General features: G+C 41.8%; 18 protein-coding genes and 1 pseudogene. 7 read left to right on the top strand and 12 right to left on the bottom strand.

Translation table 11 applies throughout. The features are described from left to right. Window positions 1-2: 2 nt before the first annotated feature. From hflD to C3420_RS09205, 5 genes are all read right to left on the bottom strand, one after another. A complete protein-coding gene (hflD, locus tag C3420_RS09225; protein WP_048881586.1) occupies window positions 3-734 on the bottom strand; it encodes a high frequency lysogenization protein HflD in 732 nt (243 codons plus the stop codon). Between the two features lie 13 nt (window positions 735-747). After that, window positions 748-1,881, bottom strand: a complete 1,134-nt coding sequence (mnmA, locus tag C3420_RS09220) for a tRNA 2-thiouridine(34) synthase MnmA (protein WP_103800382.1) — start codon at window positions 1,879-1,881, stop codon at window positions 748-750. Between the two features lie 4 nt (window positions 1,882-1,885). Continuing rightward, the gene (locus C3420_RS09215) at window positions 1,886-2,371 is read right to left on the bottom strand and encodes an NUDIX hydrolase (protein WP_103800383.1); all 486 of its coding nucleotides are present in this window, start codon (window positions 2,369-2,371) and stop codon (window positions 1,886-1,888) included. Window positions 2,372-2,652: 281 nt separating this feature from the next. Then, the gene (locus C3420_RS09210; protein WP_103800384.1) at window positions 2,653-4,035 is read right to left on the bottom strand and encodes a heavy metal sensor histidine kinase; all 1,383 of its coding nucleotides are present in this window, start codon (window positions 4,033-4,035) and stop codon (window positions 2,653-2,655) included. Then, window positions 4,032-4,700: a heavy metal response regulator transcription factor gene (locus C3420_RS09205; protein ID WP_146048151.1), complete on the bottom strand. Its 669-nt coding sequence runs from the start codon at window positions 4,698-4,700 to the stop codon at window positions 4,032-4,034. The genes C3420_RS09210 and C3420_RS09205 overlap by 4 nt, the downstream gene beginning before the upstream one ends. Before the next feature lie 96 nt (window positions 4,701-4,796). On the opposite strand from C3420_RS09205, the pseudogene C3420_RS09200 reads away from it, so the two are divergent. Beyond that, window positions 4,797-5,837 (top strand): annotated as a pseudogene (locus C3420_RS09200) (IS481 family transposase). A 336-nt stretch (window positions 5,838-6,173) separates the two neighbouring features. After that, complete coding sequence (locus C3420_RS09195) at window positions 6,174-6,689, top strand: DUF1543 domain-containing protein (protein ID WP_103800386.1); 516 nt, start codon at window positions 6,174-6,176, stop codon at window positions 6,687-6,689. Between the two features lie 141 nt (window positions 6,690-6,830). Here C3420_RS09195 and C3420_RS09190 read toward each other — a convergent pair whose 3' ends face one another. The 5 genes from C3420_RS09190 to C3420_RS09170 form a co-directional block, all read right to left on the bottom strand. Continuing rightward, window positions 6,831-7,610, bottom strand: coding sequence for a DUF4262 domain-containing protein (locus C3420_RS09190; protein ID WP_103800387.1), 780 nt, complete (start codon window positions 7,608-7,610; stop codon window positions 6,831-6,833). A gap of 77 nt (window positions 7,611-7,687) precedes the next feature. Further along, the gene (locus C3420_RS09185) at window positions 7,688-8,218 is read right to left on the bottom strand and encodes a gamma carbonic anhydrase family protein (RefSeq protein ID WP_103800388.1); all 531 of its coding nucleotides are present in this window, start codon (window positions 8,216-8,218) and stop codon (window positions 7,688-7,690) included. Between the two features lie 111 nt (window positions 8,219-8,329). Then, window positions 8,330-9,478 carry a D-alanyl-D-alanine carboxypeptidase PBP5/6 gene (gene dacC / locus C3420_RS09180; RefSeq protein WP_004810469.1) on the bottom strand — a complete coding sequence of 383 codons (1,149 nt, stop codon included), beginning with the start codon at window positions 9,476-9,478 and terminating at the stop codon, window positions 8,330-8,332. 127 nt (window positions 9,479-9,605) lie between these two features. Then, the gene (locus C3420_RS09175) at window positions 9,606-9,989 is read right to left on the bottom strand and encodes an MCR_0457 family protein (RefSeq protein ID WP_103800389.1); all 384 of its coding nucleotides are present in this window, start codon (window positions 9,987-9,989) and stop codon (window positions 9,606-9,608) included. A 158-nt stretch (window positions 9,990-10,147) separates the two neighbouring features. After that, window positions 10,148-10,522, bottom strand: a complete 375-nt coding sequence (locus tag C3420_RS09170; protein ID WP_004894072.1) for an MCR_0457 family protein — start codon at window positions 10,520-10,522, stop codon at window positions 10,148-10,150. Window positions 10,523-10,631: 109 nt separating this feature from the next. On the opposite strand from C3420_RS09170, the gene surE reads away from it, so the two are divergent. The 3 genes from surE (at window position 10,632) to C3420_RS09155 (ending at window position 13,369) form a co-directional block, all read left to right on the top strand. Continuing rightward, window positions 10,632-11,408 (top strand): 5'/3'-nucleotidase SurE, encoded by a 777-nt coding sequence (surE, locus tag C3420_RS09165; RefSeq protein ID WP_008306600.1) that lies wholly within the window; start codon window positions 10,632-10,634, stop codon window positions 11,406-11,408. Between the two features lie 108 nt (window positions 11,409-11,516). Beyond that, window positions 11,517-12,347 (top strand): peptidoglycan DD-metalloendopeptidase family protein, encoded by an 831-nt coding sequence (locus tag C3420_RS09160; protein ID WP_071320511.1) that lies wholly within the window; start codon window positions 11,517-11,519, stop codon window positions 12,345-12,347. 92 nt (window positions 12,348-12,439) lie between these two features. Further along, complete coding sequence (locus C3420_RS09155) at window positions 12,440-13,369, top strand: LysR family transcriptional regulator (RefSeq protein ID WP_048882105.1); 930 nt, start codon at window positions 12,440-12,442, stop codon at window positions 13,367-13,369. A 60-nt stretch (window positions 13,370-13,429) separates the two neighbouring features. Here C3420_RS09155 and C3420_RS09150 read toward each other — a convergent pair whose 3' ends face one another. Beyond that, on the bottom strand, window positions 13,430-14,641 hold the full coding sequence (locus tag C3420_RS09150) for an aspartate aminotransferase family protein (RefSeq protein ID WP_103800390.1): 1,212 nt from the start codon (window positions 14,639-14,641) through the stop codon (window positions 13,430-13,432). Between the two features lie 198 nt (window positions 14,642-14,839). On the opposite strand from C3420_RS09150, the gene grxD reads away from it, so the two are divergent. Continuing rightward, window positions 14,840-15,181: a Grx4 family monothiol glutaredoxin gene (grxD, locus tag C3420_RS09145; RefSeq protein WP_004810457.1), complete on the top strand. Its 342-nt coding sequence runs from the start codon at window positions 14,840-14,842 to the stop codon at window positions 15,179-15,181. A gap of 93 nt (window positions 15,182-15,274) precedes the next feature. On the opposite strand, the gene C3420_RS09140 is transcribed toward grxD, so the two are convergent. Then, complete coding sequence (locus tag C3420_RS09140; protein WP_103800391.1) at window positions 15,275-17,947, bottom strand: Lon protease family protein; 2,673 nt, start codon at window positions 17,945-17,947, stop codon at window positions 15,275-15,277. 196 nt (window positions 17,948-18,143) lie between these two features. Here C3420_RS09140 and C3420_RS09135 point away from each other — a divergent pair, with 196 nt between their 5' ends. Further along, window positions 18,144-20,306, top strand: a complete 2,163-nt coding sequence (locus C3420_RS09135) for an AmpG family muropeptide MFS transporter (protein ID WP_171294460.1) — start codon at window positions 18,144-18,146, stop codon at window positions 20,304-20,306.

The raw sequence follows: 20,306 nt of genomic DNA, 5'->3' as shown, positions 1-20,306 counted from the left end.
AGTTAAACTGCCTGAAACTGTAAGCGCGCGAGATTTTGGATATCCTGTAGCAGCTTGCGCTTGCCAAAAACCATACCCCAGGAACTGCCGCCGAGTTGACGCCATAGATGCGCCATCTGCAGGCCAGTAAATAATGAAGCACGAATCCGGTTGGTGTGACCGGCATCTTTAAAGGCTTCAGCATTGCCACGCACCATAATGCGCGGATTAATCTGTCCGGCAGTATCCACATAGGTTTGTGCGAGATTGGCAATGATGCTGGGGTGCATATAGTTATTATCGAAAAAGGAAAGCTGTCTTAGAATTTTTTGCTGGGATTGTTCAATAATTTCAACAAATTTAGGATTGCTGTAGACCTTCTTTTCTAACTGAAGAAGTGCCATCGCATAGGACATTGGCAGCTTGGTAGAGGAGAGTTTTGGAAGTCTGGATTTTGGGCTGGTATCGAAGGGTTGAGTAATGGAACTTTCTAAGGTCTTTAATCCGAGAGAAATATCAGCCAGCTGATTAAACAAATCCAAGGTCTGGACATTGAGCGAGCCGCTTGGTCGGATATTTAAACTGGCTTTAATCAGCTGTTCAAAATAGAAATTACCACTTTCCCCAATGCTTTGCTGACTGGTTAAAGCAGTCATATGGGTCAGCTGGGTGGCCTGAAACACACCCGCTAACGCCAAAGCACGGTTTTGACGAACATTCAACGCTGTGGCCTGTTGAAAAGGTAATTTCGTCATGCCGACCTCATCCTTACATAAAATCAGGTTTAGGTGCATTGGTATGATGAATCACACCACCACCCAAACATACTTCACCTGAGTAGAACACCACGCTTTGACCTGAGGTCACAGCTCGTTGTGGCTGATCAAATTCTACCCGAACACCTTGGGGTGTTTCTGGATCCTTATAAATGGTACACGCTTGATCAGGCTGACGATAGCGGGTTTTTGCCGTACAGCGGAAACCTGATTCAGAGATCTCCTGCTCACCAGCTACCCAGTCAATCGCTTCACTCCAAAGCATGGTGCTTTGCATTAGTGGATGTTCATGGCCCTGACCAACCACGAGACGGTTACCCTCGATATCTTTGTGCAGTACAAACCAGGCACCTTCTTCAGCGCCTTTCATACCGCCAATGCCGATCCCGCCGCGTTGACCGAGCGTATAGTACATTAAGCCGTGATGTTCACCAACCTCTTTACCGTCTTCTAGCACGATTTTTCCGGGTTGTGCCGGCAAATATTGCTTTAAGAAGTCATTAAAGCGGCGTTCACCAATAAAACAGATGCCCGTCGAGTCTTTCTTCTTCGCTGTAGCAAGACCTAATTCTTCTGCAATTTTACGCACTTGCGGCTTTTCAATTTCACCCACTGGGAACAAAGTCTTGTTAATTTCACGACCATGAACGGCATGCAGGAAGTAAGTCTGGTCTTTATTGTTGTCTACGCCACGCAATAAAGGTGCATATTGATCACCTTTAGAATTGGTCATGGTTTCACCACGACGACAATAGTGACCCGTTGCAATAAAGTCGGCACCCAGGTTGATCGCATGATCCAGGAAGGCACGGAATTTAATTTCTTTATTACATAAGATATCCGGGTTTGGGGTACGGCCGGCCGCATATTCAGCCAGGAAATGCTCGAATACGCGATCCCAGTATTCCATTGCGAAGTTGGCAGTATGCAGTTTAATCCCGATCTTGTCACAAACGGCCTGAGCATCGGCAAGGTCATCCATTGCCGTGCAGTATTCTGTGCCGTCATCTTCTTCCCAGTTTTTCATGAAAAGACCTTCAACCTGATAACCTTGTTGAAGTAGGAGTGCTGCAGACACAGATGAATCTACACCACCAGACATTCCGACGATGACACGTTGTTGCATAGGATTAGGCATCCAAATTTGAAATTAAGGGAGAGTTTTGGTGCTCGTAAATGAGCGATAAAGGGTATTTTTGACCAGAAAGCGCATCCTGTACGGCTTTAATCACCAGCGGACTACGCGCACGAGCTGACTCTTGCAGTTCATCTAAAGTCATCCAGACTGCACCGACAATGTCCGTATCTAAAGTGACATGTGGGTCATAATCAACCGATTTGGCTAAAAAACAGAAGCGAAAATAAGTACGGTCTGGAAACATCGGCGGTGTATAGGTATACATGCCTAAAAGATGGGTCACTTCAACCGTATGTCCGGTTTCTTCCATGGTTTCACGAATTGCGGCCTCGACAATGGTTTCACCGCATTCTACATGACCTGCTGGCTGATTAAATACTGTGTGTGTCACACCTTCTGTATATTCTTCTACAAAAAGGAATTTTCCGTCTTTTTCGACAACGGTTGCGACAGTGACGTGAGCAGTCCAAGCAGTCATAGAAATAGCACCATGGAAAATGATGCACTATTGTATAAAATTTTGTGGTGTGTGGCTATGTTGAGAGGGGATTTCTTTAGCTACTAAAAAATTATTAGTTTTAAAGAAATAAGCAATTTTATGAAATATTGCCTCTATTTTAAGCGTAAAATACTGAAAATCACTAAAAAAAGCTCAATTCAACAGCATTAAGCTTTTATGTGTATAACAAAACTATGAATTATAAAAAATAATTTCTTATAACGTGCATCATGTTAATTGAGAAATATTAAGCATAAACTTTAAACAATATTCAGGTCTAAGCTTAAACCAAATACAATGCCTTGCTGGGTGTTATACGCATATGCTTCCCCCTCATGTAACATCATAATAGATTTCACGATTAATAGCCCCAAACCGCCCGTTTTTGCTTTGGAATGTCGACTACTATCAATTTGATAAAAACGTTCAAATAAATGCTTCAAATGATGCTCATTTATAAAAATATTTTTGGTTAATACTTCAATATGACAAACATTGTCTATTAACTTTGTTGAAATAACGATGTCTTGACCTTCAAGACCATAATCAATGGCATTGATGATCAGATTGGATAGCGCTCTTTTAAGTAAATCTGAATTCCCATATATTTGAATTTCTTGTTCTAATTCCAGACTAAAAACCATTTTTTTATCTTCAGCCAAGAATTCAAAGTAATTCACCAGTTCTAAAATCAGTGTAGATAAATTAATGATTTCTTTGGCGATAATATAATCACTGTGTTCAGAACGGGCGATGAACAGCATATTATCGCTCATTTTACTAAGGCGCTCATATTCTTCAAGATGAGAATATAAAAGCTGTTTCAGTTCTTGTTGCGAGCGAGATTGCATGAGCATGATCTGTGTATGACCCATTAAATTATTTAAGGGGGTTCTCAGTTCATGTGCAATATCTTCAGAAAATCGTGCCAATTGTTCATAGTTCAGTTGGATTTTTTCTAACATCGCATTCATTGCTGAACGGAGTTGCTCAACTTCAACTGTGGTACTTTGAGCTTCGATTCGTTGATGTGGCCGAGTACCCTGAATTTGACGGGTTTGCTCAATCAAATGATTTAAAGATTGCAATAAATATAAGCCGACCCAGCATCCAAGCAAGCTGGCGATAATAATGCCCAGCAGGCTATAGAGAATCAATTTCCATAAATATTGATCTAAAGTCGCTTGGGCTTCATCGAATTGTGTACCAGCAATGAGTTGATAATGTTGATGATTAAAAACAACCGTTTTATAGGCTAAACGAGTCGTAGCGAACTCATCTTGATTATCTAAAAAGGTAATTTCTTTTGATTCCGCCATAGTAGGAATATGGACGTTAAGCGGATTAATCTCAATTAAGGTCTGTTGTTGGTTTTTTAAGATTAAAAGATTATATTCTTTTCCTAGCATATTTTCATACAGACGAGGGTACTGAACTAGGATTTGAAAACTTTCTTTATCTTTAAGAAAAATTTCAATAAGCTCCACACGTGCCGTTAAATTCTGATCACGTTGCTTCGCTAACAACTGTTGCATGTTGTGATATGACAGTAAACCAATACCCAAAAATACAGCACAACAAATAATACTAAAGGAAATACTTAAGCGTGTGGTTAAACTCAAGTGTTGTAGCTGACTTTTCATGGATTGACACTTAAGCGATAACCCATACCTCGAACAGTATGAATTAATTTAGGCTGAAAATGGTCGTCAATTTTGGCGCGTAATCGACGAATAGCCACATCGACTACATTGGTGTCCGTATCAAAATTAATGTTCCATACTTCAGATGCAATTTGCGATCGGGTTAACAACTCCCCTTGATGCTGCATTAAGAATTGCAAGAGCGAAAACTCTTTAGCGCTTAACTCAATTTTTTGTTGGTTTCGATAAACTGTATGTGCCAGTCGATATAAAATCAAATCTGCCACTTGATAGTATTCAGATTCTGTTTTTACGCTACGTCTCAATAAGCTTTTGACTCGTGCTAACAGTTCAATATAGGAGAAGGGTTTTATTAAGTAATCATCTGCCCCTAACTCTAAGCCTTTAACTCGATCTAAAACATGATCTCTTGCAGTCAGCATGAGTACAGGGATCTGCGAGAAAGTTCTTAAGGTCTTTAATACTTGCCAACCGTCAATTTCAGGCAACATGACATCCAAAATGACTAAATCATAATTTTTTTCTTGTAAGGATGTAAGTGCTGTTAAGCCATCATGAGCAATACTGGGTAAATAACCAGATTCATTTAAGCCCTTTGCTAAAAATTCAGCAATTTTAGTTTCGTCTTCAACAATAATTTGTATTAGTTCAGACTTGATCGTACATTCTTCTTGAAAAAGAGAAAGTTACCCGTTTTGATAAAGGTGTCGAAATCTTAATCAAACAAAGGTAACTTTCTTATGTTGCATACTAACAATCAAATCATTAAACACAAAGTAGGTCTGCTCAATTTAGCTGAAGAGCTTCAGAATGTATCCAGAGCATGCAACGTGATGGGTGTTTCAAGAGATACATTTTACCGCTATCAAGAGTTAGTGAAGTCTGGTGATATTGACGCACTGATCAATAAATCCCGTCGAGTACCAAATTTAAAAAACCGTGTAGATGATGCTACTGAACAGGCTGTTATTGATTTCGCAATTCAATATCCCGCATATGGTCAGCACCGTACTAGTAATGAATTACGCAAGAAGGGTGTATTTGTTTCAGGGAGTGGGGTTCGCTCTATATGGCTTCGTCATGATTTAGAAAACTTTAAGAAGCGTTTAAAAGCACTTGAGGCTAAAGTGGCACAGGATGGTATTGAATTAAATGATCAGCAGATTGCGGCACTTGAACGTAAGCATGAGGATGACGTTGCTTGTGGTGAAATCGAAACAGCTCATCCAGGCTATTTAGGTGCGCAAGACACCTTTTATGTCGGGAATCTCAAAGGTGTTGGACGAATCTACCAACAAACATTCATCGACACTTATAGCAAGGTCGTTCATTGCAAGCTCTATACAACAAAAACACCGATTACAGCGGCTGATTTACTCAATGATCGTGTGTTGCCATTCTATCAATCTCAGGACTGACCAATGCTTCGCATCCTCACAGACAGAGGTACTGAGTATTGCGCTAAGGTAGAACAACATGACGATGAGTTGTATCTGGCAGTTAATGATATTGATCACACGAAGACAAAAGCAGCTTCCCCGCAAACAAATGGTATATGTGAGCGTTTCCATAAGACGATTTTGCAGGAGTTCTATCAAATTACGTTTAGGAAGAAGCTTTATAGCTCATTGGAAGAATTACAAGTTGATCTAGACGATTGGCTGAAATTCTATAATACTGAACGGACTCATCAAGGAAAAATGTGCTGTGGTCGTACACCACTTGAAACTTTACTTGATGGAAAACGGATTTGGGCTGAGAAAAATTTAGCTCAAATTTAACCTGACAGGCACAATAAAAAATGGGTAACTGTCAAATCAGGTTTGAGCTAGTACACTATGTTTGGATCTAAACTAATACTACAACATGTATAGTACTTATTTTCAAATCTAGGTAATTGTATAACATCAAAAGTGAATCCATTTAATATAATCGCTGTTATACGAAATAGAACTTTATTGATATCTCTTAAAAATATTTACCTAACCCTTCATAAAACAAGGGAAAATATTATTTATTCGTAAATCGAGGTAGAGAATACTTCTTAACTAATGAAATCGAATTAATTTAAACTATGGATCTTTACTTTATTATTCTACTATTTAAAGGAATCTCCTATGTCTGAACTGCACTTCTACATCACCTTACTGGGCGGTAAACATGAAAAAGCCAATGTAGAAGTACATGATGTAATTCCGGTCATCAGTTCAGATATTGAATCCGCGTATCCTTATTTAAAACAACAATGGTTTGGCTTGCAAAAAGGCCTGCATGTCGATGGCTGGATGAAAATCAATGGAGTGAGTTACCAAGGAGTGAATTATCAGGTCCAGATTAGTGATTTGCCTGTAAATAGCGGTTTAAAACTGTTTTTGATTAATCTGGGTGCTTATATTCCAGACCAGTTTGGGGAAGTCCATAAATATCTGGTTGTGGCTGCCAAAAACAAGACAGAAGCTAAAGCCCAAGGTAAAGTAGCAATTGAAAAAGGCTGGTATAAACCACATACCGATGCAGTGATTGATGTCGATGACTGTTTAGAGTTAAACCAGATTGATCAGAAATTTATACATTTGATCGAAGGGGGTTTTGAAGCAAACAGCTTTAAGAACGATTATCTGATTGTTCCGTAATTTAAAAAATGACTACTCGAAATGAAGTAGCCATTTTGATATTCATAAAATGATATTGCTATAAAACGTCTAGTATTTAATTTTTTTAAATGAAATATTAGGTGTTTAAAGAGAGTTAAATATCATCTTAAACTCACTACTTTAACCAGCGAGTTGATCATTATCCTCTAGTGCTGTAAACACCCATTCATCCCCGATAAATTTCCGGTCAGCTGCCTGTCCATATTGCAGGTCGAATACTTCATTTAAGGTTGGATCGCGTTGGAGGATGTGCTCTAATCCAACCAGTATATAATCCTCCTCAGCCAAGGGTTCTGCTGTCAAAAATTGCCAGTCACCATTGCGTTCATGCAATACGGTAACAATTGGCTGCTCCAATTCCAGCCATTGCCTAGTCGTATAAATGCCTAAATTTCGTGGTTCGCGGAATTTAAACTCGGCATTGCGATCCAGCAGGGGCTGATCAAATTCAAAAACTTCCTCGAAGCCATCTTCCCAAGGAAATTTATCATTCCGATCTGTCCAGACTAATTGTAAGGCTGGAAACGCTTCATCTTGGTAATAGCTTTGCGCAATCCCAAAATAGTCACCGATATTTCTGCGATCAACTTTTAGAAACTTACAGCGGCTTTCTTTAAAAAATACATTCGGATACGTGTTACTGAGCTGGATGCGTTGACCTTTTTGAACGGCCTCAGTCACATGATTCAGAATAGTCTGACTAAGTTTAGCAGTGAGTCCAAAACAGATAATTTCTGGATGCTGGAATCTTTCATACAAACCAATGCTATAGCTAAAAGGCGGGGAATAGTCAGTATGAGTGATCGAAATGATTTGTACGCCGTACTGTCGAATATTAATTCTGGTCTGATTTAATAGTCCATTGCGATCCGGGCAATGATGATCTTCTGTATGTTTCATGGTTTTTATTCTTTGAATTATTTTTTAAATGAACATACAGAAGATTTAAGCTTTCGACAAATGAAATTGTCTAAAGTTTATTTATAGTTGTCTGAAACCTTCATATAATTCTGTGCTGAATACGGCAAAAAAGCTTTTTCTTTGTCGGTAAGTGGACGCACTTTTTTCACAGGGCTTCCTACATACAAGTAACCACTTTCCAAAACTTTATTTGGCGGAACAAGTGAACCCGCACCAATCATCACATCATCTTCAACAATCACATCATCTAAAATAATCGTGCCAATACCGACCAAAACGCGATTGCCAATGGTGCAGCCATGTAATTTTACATGATGACCAATGGTGACATCTTCACCAATGATCAGTGGCGAACCTTCTGGTTTATCGGCTTTCTTATGACTGACATGCAACATGGCATGATCCTGCACATTGGAATTCTTGCCAATCCGGATATGATTAACATCACCACGAATTACGGCAAAAGGCCAAACCGAGACATTCTCAGCCAAAACCACATCGCCAACCACAATCCCCATAGGATCGATATAACAAGATTCATCAATCTGGGGGATCATATCTAAATAAGAACGTATGTTTTGACTCATAGTGATCTGTTCATTAAAAGTTTAAGCGTCATGTGCAAAGTATAAAATAAAAAGCACCCATCTGAATGAGTGCTTTGGTCTTAGTCTAAGGCTAAAACAGTCTGTTTAAACTTAGAATAAGTTACTGAAGAACTGTTTGATATGATCCAGCATACGCGCAAAGAAACCAGCTTCTTCTACAGCTTTTAGTGCAACAAGCGGTTTTTCAGCAATCACTTTACCATCAAGAGAAGCAACGTATTTACCCACCACTTGACCTTGTTTTAAAGGTGCAGTCAATTTAGGTTGAACTACGATTTGCGTTTTAATCTCATTCGCTTTGCCTTTTGGCATGGTCACATTGAAGTTTTCAGCAAGGCCGATTTGAACTTCATTTTCCTTACCAAACCACACCTTAGACTTGGCTAAGACTTGTCTGCCGGCCTGAACATTTTTAGTTTCGTAGTTTGCAAAACCCCATGCCAAAAGTTCACGTGTATGTGTTGCACGATCTTGCATAGATGGCGCACCGAAGATCACAGAGATCAAACGCATTGGACCACGTTTTGCAGAAGTCGTTAAGCAGTAACCCGCTTCATTGGTATGACCTGTTTTCAAACCATCCACACTTGGATCTGTATACAACAGGGCATTACGGTTACCTTGCTTGATTCCGTTAAAAGTAAATTCTTTTTCAGAATAAATCGGGTAGTACTTTGAACTGTCTTTAATAATGTGCTGTGCCAGCATGGCCATATCTTTGGCAGTCGAATAGTGACCTTCCGCAGGCATACCGGTTGAGTTCACAAAGCTGGTATTGGTCATGCCAATACGTTTTGCTTCCTGGTTCATCATATGTGCGAAGGTACCCTCATTACCTGCAATATGTTCAGCCATTGCCTTGGAAGCATCGTTACCCGACTGGATGATGATACCGCGCAACATTTCAAGTGCTGTCGCTGTGCCGTTTAGCGGAACATACATACATGATTCAGAGCTACTACCGCGACACCATGCCGATTCGTTCATACGAACCTGTTCATCTTCAGTCAGTTCGCCGCTTAATAACTTCTGTTCAATGATGTAGCTGGTCATCATTTTAGTCATTGAAGCAGGGGCTAGTTTTTCATTTTCATTTTTAGATGCGAGAATTTGCCCTGTTTCGTAGTCCATTAGCACATAAGATTTATTATTCAATTCTGGTGGTGCAGATAGGACAGTTGCTGCAAAGCTAAAACTAGGAATTAATAATAATGCAGCAAGAGCAGTTTTTTGGGTCATTTCTAGTAGGTTCCAATATCTTGATGTAAGCACGAAGAGCCTAGCATTTTAGGACAAAGCTAGGCGGACTTCTACGGTTTGCAGTGGCTTATTTCAAAAGTATTGTAAGCATGGCGGCAGAAAAAAATCAGGATTTGCTATAAGTGGTGAGTTCTGTACAAATCGCTTGATTTTTCTGCTGACCTGCTTTCTGCGCATCCTGTTGTGCTTCTTTCAGGATCGGCTGGAATTTTGTGTTTTTGCTAAGCTGATTCAAGGCTTCTACCGGGTTCTTTTGACCAGGCATATATTCACTGACCAGCTGACTATAACCCGCTTTAAATTTATTCTGGTCTTTCACCATACCTGGGCAAATTTCTGAAAGTACATAAATGGCCGCAAGCTCATGCTGAGTCACTTTTTGAATTGGAGTGACTTCAATATTGGTATCGGCTGCAAAACTTTGTGTAGTCAAAATGCTGAAAGTTGAAAGAGTAAAAATGCCAAAGGCTTTAATGAATAAATTTTTCATTGAAAATCAAAAGCTCAAATTAAAAATTAAGATGGGCTTAGATTAACTAATTTTGAAGGAATGAAAAGATTAAAAATGTAAGGAAGCCGTAAAATAATGGAGAAAATCGTTATATAAACAGGATGATGGCGCTGCATCATCCTGTCAGAAAGTCTGAGTTAGATTTGTTGGGTGATCAGGTCATTACACACTGCCTGATGTTCATCTTTAGCGGTTTGCTTTGCTTCCTGGCGTGCTTCTTGAAGTGCTGACTGATATTCCTTGTCCTGCTGGATCTTGTCATAAGTCATCGATTTATCAGAATAATCGGATAAGTATTGTTTAATCAGCTGTTGAGTGTTCTGCTCAAATTTGGCATTTTTACCCACAATCCCCGGACAAACTTCAGTGAGCACTTGAACTGAAGCCAGGTCTTCCTTAATAGTCAAATCAACCTCAGCAGATAAATTTTCAGCTGAAAAAGCAGGAGAGCTCAGGCCAGCAGTCAGAGCAAAAGCCAGTGCGGCTACAGCAACCGTATTTTTAATCATCATGAACCACATATATTAAAGATGGATGTTGAAAGATAAATATATATAATTCCGTGGCTAATACAAACAAATGTCCCAACCAGTCATTTTTTGGGACGAACGGGATTTTGCTGTGAATATATTGATATCAAATGATGATGGCGTATTTGCTCCGGGCATACAAGCACTAGCGCAGAGCTTAAAAGCCTTAGGCCGTGTAGTGGTTGTTGCACCTGAAAGCGAACGTAGCGGATTTTCCAGTGCATTGACCCTTGACCGTCCACTGCGACCGATTCAGATTGCTCCAGATGTTTGGGCAGTAAATGGTACTCCGGCAGACTGTGTTTATCTGGCCATGAATGGTTTGTTTGATGTCGAATTCGATCTTGTGGTGAGTGGCATTAATAGCGGTGCCAATCTGGGGGATGATGTATTGTATTCAGGCACAGTGGGGGCAGCATTTGAAGGTCGTCTAGCAAAACATCCTGCACTGGCTATTTCTTTGTGTGGGCAAAACGTGCGTGCTTATACCTCACCAGAAGATTATCGTGTTGCAGCGCAATGGGTTCATGACTTTATTGCAGCAGGTTTGCCAGCATTGCCTGAGCGTCAGATCTTTAATGTCAATATTCCGGATATCGCTGAGCTAAAAGGAACCAAAGTGACCTTCCAAGGTCGCCGTAGCCAGTCTAAACCCATTAGCAGTCATGTGGATCCGCGTGGCCGTCAGGTTTACTGGATTGGTCTATCTGGTGAAGCAGTTGCAATGCCAAAGCATCAAGGAACTGAAATTGAGTCAGACTTTTTTGCCATCGCCAATGGTTATGTCAGTGTGACGCCAATCCAGATGGATGCTACAAACTATGACGTACTTCACGAATTACAGGGTCAGATTTTAAATAAAATCTAACTAATGTTATAACTTTGTGAATAGATGGACATTGCAACCTTATTTGCTGTGTTTTTTTGCTAATCTAATCGAGTTTTTTAAACCGTATAGATGTTAGAGAGGAAGATAATGTTCCTGGTGTCACCGAAACGCTTTATTGCTTTGCCTACAGGCCTGATTAAAACGTTAGTACTCACAACAGCAGTGGTTTCAGCAGTTATCGTAACTGGGTGTGCAACCAAACCTTATATTAATAATTCCGCACGTTATGCTGCAGCACCTGATTTTTATACGGTTCGTTCAGGTGACACTTTAAGTGGCATTGCAGCACGCTATGGTCTAAGCTATATCAGTGTCGCGGAAATGAATGACATTCCTGAGCCATATCGTATTTATGTCGGTCAATCGATCCGTTTGAAAAATACCAAACGCAGTACGACTACTCAAGTCGTTGATACTTCAGTACCTATCCAGCGTAAAACTGTCGTGGCTCCAACGCCGGTAACTCCAGCGCAGACCAGTGTTAAAACGACACCATCATTAACACCAAAAGTCACTACACCTGCTCCTGTGACGACTGTACCATCATCCGGATTACGTTGGGTAAAACCATCGAATGGTGCAGTATTGCAGCAATACAATCTGGCTTCAAATATTAAGGGCATACGTTACGCAGGTAATGTTGGTGATCCGGTATTTGCCGCTGCTGATGGTCAAGTGGTGTATGCCGCTGACGGTCTAAAAGAATATGGCAATCTGGTACTGGTCAAACATATTAATGGCTACATCACTGCGTATGCACATAACAGTAAACTTAACGTGAAAAGTGGTCAAAATGTAACCGCAGGCCAGAAGATTGCAGAAATGGGTTCAAGTGGTACAACCCGTACCATGCTTGAATTCCAGGTACGTCTGGATGGAAAACCGGTGAATCCTGCATCCGTTTTACCGAATAGTTGAATAAAAAGGTGAAAATGCTAAATTTCACCGTATAATACAATGAGTTGCTTTTATCAAAGGATGAAGCACCTCATAAGTTTAGAGGGGAATTTATGTTAGATCAACTTCGAGCAATGGGCGTATTTGCTTGTGTTGTAGAGAAAAACTCGTTTAGCGGTGCTGCACGTGAACTGGGTATTACTACCAGTGCCGTAAGCCAGCAGATTCGATCGCTGGAGCAGGACATGGAAGTGATTCTCCTGAACCGTTCCACACGAAAATTGAGTTTGACTGAAGCAGGCCAGGCTTTTTTCTATAGCTGCCAGGAAATGTTATCCGCTGCTGAACGTGGCAAAGTCCGTATCAATGAGCTGCGTGATGATCTGGTTGGTGACCTGCGTATCGTCGCAACTGCAGAACTGTGTTCAATGCATGTGATTCCGGCATTGTCGCACTGGATGTCTGCGCACCGTGGTTTGACAGTGCAGTTTGAAACACAAGATCAACCGCTTGACCTGAAGGATAGTCGTGTTGATATTGAACTGCGCCTTGATCAAGTCATCGACGATAGCAATGTTGAAGTCGTTCCACTCATTCAGATTGAACAGATTTTGGTAACAGCTCCGAGTTACATCAATCAATCTGTTTTAATTACACAGCCGGATGATCTGAAGCAACATGACATTTTGTCACTCAGTCATTTGAACAATCATCAACAATTTTATTTCCAGCATGTCAATACAGCCCAAAAAGTTGAACTTGAACTGAGCTCACGACTAAACACCAATAACAGTATTGTGGCGAAGTCGATGTGTCTGCATGGCAATACCATTGCCCGCATGTCATATCTGGATGTACAAAAAGATTTAATAAACGGCTCTTTGATTGAAGTCCTGCCTGAGTGGAAATTACAACCATTTACGCTATATGCAGTCATGCCAAAACGTGAACAACAACCTATAAAAATTCTCCGTTGTCTTGATACCTTGAAACAATATTTTGGCCAGTTGTCTGGCGGACGTTTGTTGCAAATCGCATCATAAACCGCAAAGAATTAAAAAAGCCGCTTGATGCGGCTTTTTATGTTTCTGGCTTTTAAGAAATTAAGCCAGATATGCTTTAATCATTTTAACCAGACGTTCAATCAGTTGATCAGCCTGTTCCTGAGTAATGTTCAGGGTAGGCAGTAGACGTACCACATTGCCTGCAGTTACGTTGATAATGATTTTATATTCATCACGCGCGATATCTACCAGTTCGCCACATGCTTTTGGCAATTCAATACCGATCATCAGACCAAAACCACGAACAGTGATATGCTGATCACCAAGCTGGCTACGGATTTGCTCAACGATATAAGCACCTTTTTCAGCTGCATTCGCCACGATATTTTCTTTTTGTATAATATCAAGGATGGTATAAACAATGCGTGAACCTAATGCTGTACCGCTGTAAGTTGAACCATGGTTCCCGGCAGTTAAAACACCAACACCACGTCCTTGGGTCATCACCGCACCAATCGGAAAACCATTACCCAGACCTTTTGCAGTGGTCAGTACATCTGGAACGATATTGGTATGCTGATATGCAAAGTATTTACCGGTACGGCCATTACCTGTCTGAACTTCATCCAGCATCATCAGCCAGTTATGCTGGTTGCACAGTTGATGGATTTCTTCCAGGTAGCTGAAGCCTTGTGGTGCAGTATTGACACCGCCTTCACCTTGAATCGGTTCAACGAAAACAGCTACGATGTCAGGGTGATTAATTGCTGCCTCCTGAATCGTTTCGATATCACCAAATGGTACGCGGATAAAGCCTTCAACCAGCGGTCCAAAACCTTCCTGAACTTTTTTGTTACCTGTCGCCGAGAGGGTAGCCAAAGTACGACCGTGGAAAGAGTGGTCAGCCACAATGATTTTTGGTGTAGCGATGCCTTGCATATGGCCAAATTTACGTGCAATCTTGATTGCACCTTCATTGGATTCTGCACCGCTATTCGAGAAGAAAATTTCTTCCATGCCTGAAACTTCAGCCAGTTTTTGTGCAGCAGCAGTCTGCCATGGTACTTCAAACAGGTTGCTGGTGTGAATCAGGGTGGCGGCCTGTTCAGCAATTGCTTCAGCAAGTACCGGGTGGGCATGCCCCAGCCCACATACTGCAATACCGGTCAGAGCATCTAGATACTCAGTACCATCTTCAGTATAAAGATAAGCACCTTGTCCTCGGACAAAACTGATCGGCTGACGGCCAAATACCGGCATCAAGTGTGAAGGTTGACCAGTTTGCACAGGAGCAAGGGTAATGTTCTTCATGACTAACTCTTATCTGTTAGGTGGATTGAAAATTGAAGTCATAGATGCCATATATAGACATAACGACAGGACCTATATAAGCAAAATCTCAAACAGAATAAAAGCTGAATTGTAAATAAAACATGAAATATTGTTTTAGACATACTGTTTTAGTTCATTTTGAGTATAATGCGAAGCAGATTTATTGAGGATATATCAATGACTGAACAAGCACGCGATACAGAAGCGTTAATTCGTGACCAAATTGCCAAACACGCAGTACTTCTTTATATGAAAGGCACACCACAATTCCCACAATGTGGTTTCTCTGCTCGTGCGGTTGAAGCACTCAGTCAAATTGGTCGTCCATTTGCTTATGTGAATATTCTGGAAAACCCAGACATTCGCGCAACTCTTCCAGTTATTGCGAACTGGCCGACTTTCCCACAATTGTGGATCAATGGTGAATTGATCGGTGGTAGCGATATCATGCTCGATATGTTCCAGAAAGGTGAATTGAAGTCTTTAGTTGAACAATACAGCCCGGCACCTGAAGCTTAATAGTTTTATTAGACTTGCAGATGTTAAAAAGCGCTTCCAGAGAAGCGCTTTTTTATGACTGAAATTTAACACTTAAAGTGGAAAGGGGCAGGATTAGTTTTCTGCCTTATTCTCAGAGGTTTCAGATTTTTCCAGTTCTTTTGATTCAGCCGCAAGTGCTGCTGCAAGCGCATCTGGATCTGCCTGAATATCCTTTACTGGTGCTTTGTCTTTTTTCTTTTTCTTCTTTTTTTTCTTTTTCTTTGGCTCTTCTTCCTCAAGCTCGGCACCATCTTCAATAGCTTGCCAGTAATCCAGTTGCTCCATCACCGCAGCATAAATCGAATGCTTGCTATAGCGGCCTTTCTTGTCCAAGGTACCAACCGGACGTGCCATTAGAATTTCCAGTGCTTGATCAATAGTATCAATCGCATGGATATGGAACTGACCTGCTTCAACTGCTGTAATTACATCTTTACGCAGCATCAGATGCTGCATGTTTTGACGTGGAATAATCACACCTTGCTTGCCAGTCAAGCCTTGCAATTTGCAGGCATCGAAGAAACCTTCAATCTTGGCATTTACCCCACCAATTGGCTGTACCTGACCGAGCTGGTTCATGGAACCGGTAATCGCCCAAGACTGGTCAATTGGCAGCTGGCTAATGGCTGAGATCAATGCAGAAAGTTCAGCCACAGTAGCACTGTCACCATCCACCTGGCCGTAACTTTGTTCAAACGCCAGAGCTGCAGAGAAGTGCAGGGTTTGTTCACGACCGAAATGCGCTTTCAGGAAAGACGCCATTAGCAATACGCCTTTAGCATGTAGTGAACCACCGAGTTCCACGCTGCGTTCGATATCCAGAATGTCACCACCACCTTGATACACTGAGGCAGTCAGGCGTGATGGTAAACCAAATTCCACGTCCGCATAGTGAATAACGGACAGGGCATTGATCTGACCAAGACGATGGCCACGTGTTTCAATCAACTGGGTACCACGAGACAGATCTTGCCAATATAGCTCACGTAAATAGCCTAAGCGATATTTGCGATGATCCAGGGCAGTGTTGATGTGTTTTTCTGAAACCATTTTGTCATCAGCTTTAAAGGCATGATGATGCGCTTCACGAATCAAATCACCCAAAGTCAGCGCATGTAATGACAAGGAGCTTTGGTCTTCAGCCTGACGGCTTGAATCAGTCAATAAGGCAGCCAAGGCAGAACGGTCAAAAGGCAACAGTTTGTCTGCCTGAACGTAATCAGCAATGAGCTGCATATAGGCCTGCTCATTTTCGTCATTACGTTGTAATGTATCTGTAAAGTCAGCACGGATTTTAAAGATACTGCCCAGCTCAGGTTCGAGCTCCAGAATTTCATAATAGATTTCTGGTTCAGCTAGTAACACGATCTTGATATCAAGTGGAATCGCCGCTGGCTCAATCGAAATACTGCCCGTTAGCGTTAGCATATGTTCCAGAGAAGACAGTTTCAGCTGACCAGATTTCAATGCACGTTTTAGGCCTTGCCATGCATACGGTTGTTCTAAGAGTTGCTCGGCTTCAATCATCAGGAAGCCACCATTGGCACGATGCATTGAGCCCGGACGGATCAAGGTGAAGTCAGTGGTAATCGTACCGTTCTGGGTTAACTGTTCTACATGACCGAGCAGGTTGTAATGGGTTGGGAAATCTTCAAAGATTACCGGCGCACCGCTGTTTGGCTTATATGTCACAATGACATTGGCTTGATAACGGGACGGCACACGACTGAACAGGCCAGGAGTAAAGTCATCTTCTTCCTGTTCCAGCACAATCTCGACATTATTAATGATGTCTTCCGCATAGAATTTCAGATATTTATCCAGGCCTTCTACATCTTTAAATTTAGCCAGCATCTGTTCAACACGCGGTACAACCACCTGTTTGGCAATCTCACGGTTGAGTACCTGTACACGGTCACGAGCATCATCTTCCAGATCACCGAGGTGCAGGCCTAGGCGTTCCAGTTTTTTATCCATGTAACGCATGTTGGATGCAATTTCAGCACGATCTTTATTGCTCAGTGCATTCAGATCATCTTGTGTCATTTCCTGCAGCTTGTCATCTTTGAGATGAACCGGTACGAAGCAGTGCTCATCATTGCGAGAGATCAGCTTTAGATCGAATTCTTCACCTTCACGGGTCAGTTCAATCAGCGCTTGCTGCTGTTCATCACCAGTTTGCTGACGGATCATCTCAATACGGTTGTAATAGGTTTCCGCAGTAAAACGACGTTCCAGCTGTTTAAGAATGGTTTGCCAGCTTTGATGCAACATTGCCTGGAATTTAGGACCTTGACCTGCAAGAAACTGCAATGCAATCGGCTGGCGGGAATTCTGGAAATTATTAACATACACCCAGTCATTTGGTGTTGCTACTGTTTTGGCATGTTGCTGTAGCAGACGTTTGACCATGGTGCGCTTGCCAAGACCTGCGGTTCCGACAGCAAAAATATTATAGCCTGAATATGGCAGGGCAATCCCGGCTTCAACTGAGGCACGTGCACGATCCTGACCAAGAAAATTATTGAGTGGTTTAATACGCTTGGTCGACGCCGGAATTTTATCCAGTTTTGGAATATGTGTCAGTTGCGTGGGCTGCAAGCGGGTTTTTTCAAGAGTAGGTTGTATTTCGCTTTGTTCAAATGCTGTCTTTAATAGTTTAGCATGGTTTTGTTGTGCAGTTAGGGTAGTGTTAATCGTATTGGCGGTTATTGAAGAATGAATTTGATCGAGTCTCTGGGTCACTGTTGATGTCCAAAACGAAATAGTGCATTAATGATTTAAGGTATACAGAATTAGCCGGAAAATTCAAGCCAACATGTCGCTTTTGACGTAAAAAAATAAAATGATCTATGCAGAGAAAATGGTAAATCTTGTTGAAAGATCCTGTATTAAAGGATTGAATAGCAACTACTGGTTTTTTGCGGAAAATAATAAAGCAATGACAACACAAACGACGGGTTGGAAATCCGCCTTTACAGCCTTCTTGGACCGGCGTGCGCTGATCATGCTGTTTCTGGGTTTCTCAGCCGGTGTACCGATTCTCCTGATTTTTTCAAGTCTGTCTCTCTGGCTCGGTGAAGCGGGTATTAGTAAAAGTGCTGTAACTTTCTTTAGCTGGGCAGCCTTGGGTTATTCCTTTAAGTTTGTCTGGGCACCACTGATTGATGAACTACCAGTGCCATTCCTGACTAAGGCTTTAGGTCGACGTCGTGCCTGGTTGCTGATCGCCCAAATTCTGATTGTTTGCGCGATCTGTATTATGGCTTTTTCAGATCCGGCTTTAGGACAACTACATCTTCAGCAGATGGCGCTTGGTGCAGTCTTGCTTGGCTTTTCCGCAGCAACTCAGGATATTGTGATTGATGCCTACCGTATTGAACTGGCAGAAACTCAGATGCAGACCGTGCTGGCTGCAACTTATAACGCAGGCTACCGTATTGGTATGATTGTCGCTGGTGCGGGTGCATTGTTCCTTGCCGCTTACCTAGGTACCGCAAAAGGTAACTATATTTATGATGCCTGGAAGTGGACCTATCTGGCGATGGCAGCTGTGATGCTGGTGGGGATTATCACGACGCTGTCAATCCGTGAACCGCAGGTCGATCGTGTGCGTAAACACTATGTACGCAGTGATTATTTCCGCCTAGTCGGGGTGTTTTTTGTCGCGGTCATCAGCTTTGTAGTGAGCTATGTATATTCAGGTAACCTGGTGAGCATGTTGACTGAACAGTTTGCCATTCAGGATACCTTTGCATTATTTACTTTTGAATCTTTGCGTTTTATCGGATCTGGTGCAGTCGCATTTGGTGTGGGTGCCGCCTTGGTGAAACTGGGTGCGGTGAATCGGGAAATGGCCTATGAAACCTGGGTCAATCCGGTTGCGGATTTCTTCAAGCGCTATGGTCTAAAACTGGCTTTGGTCCTGTTATTGCTGATTGGTTTTTACCGTGTTTCAGACATTATTGCTGGTGTGATTTCCAATGTGTTCTATCAGGACATGAACTTTAGCAAGGAGCAGATTGCTGAAGCAGTGAAGGTCTATGGAGTGATGTTTTCCCTCTTAGGTGGTTTCCTGGGAGGATTATTGGCCCAGAAGATGAATATCATGAAGCTGATGTTTGTCGGTGCCATTCTGGCCTGTTCTACCAATCTGATCTTTATTGGTTTGGTTAAATCCGGGCAACAGCTAAATCCGGTAGATATTCAGGTTGGACAGCAACGCTATCAGGCAGACACGGATGAAGTTGGTTACTGGAAAGTGAAAGTACCAGTACAGGTACTGGCTGATGCCAAGCAGATTCAGGTTCAGGCGGCTTATGCCAATGCTAATACGACTGATAGTACAGTTAATCTGTCCATGCCATATTTGCTGCAGACATCAGGTAATGCACAGCTGCAGATTCTACCAATTACCAGCGACAATACCCTTCATGCTAATGAAGAAGGGAGTATTGTGGTTCGTGGTCAATATGTCGGTGAAGCTTTACAAGATAATCAAAAGATCATTTATGAACTGAATGATGAGCGTTTTGAAGCCAAGCTGGAAGAACAGGGGGTGTTTAGTACAGCTATTCCAGCAGAAAAACTGAAATCTGCGCCAGCGCATTTAATCAGTGTGGTATTGATGGGGGATGAGCGAGCTGTTCAGCAAGTGACACATGTCTATCAGACGAGCAATGATGCTAAAAATACCAAGATGCTTGATGTCGATATCCAGCCACTGGTTCCTGTGGATGTGAATCGTAATACTGATATTGAAGTGACAGGCAAGGTGATCAAGCCATATAGCGATGCCTGGCTGTATTTTGCGATTATCGTCGACAATCTAGCTGCCGGTCTAGCAGGTGCAGCATTTATTGCCTTCTTATCCAGCTTGACCAGCGTATCTTTCACTGCAGTCCAATATGCGATTTTTAGCTCACTTATGACACTAACCCCTAAGATTTTAGGGGGATATTCAGGTACTATAGTCACCAATATCGGTTATCCGAACTTCTTCCTGATGACCACATTGATTGGGATTCCGATTCTCATTCTAGTGGTCTGGGTTGGAAAATTACTCGGTGAACACCAACAACAATCTGGCAATAAGGATGAATAA

It is taken from the genome of Acinetobacter sp. ACNIH3 (assembly GCF_002918965.1).
GTDB classification, from domain to species: Bacteria; Pseudomonadota; Gammaproteobacteria; order Pseudomonadales; family Moraxellaceae; genus Acinetobacter; species Acinetobacter schindleri.
The sequence above is the reverse complement of the archived record's forward strand: the minus strand, read 5'-3'. Positions and strand labels throughout refer to the sequence as shown.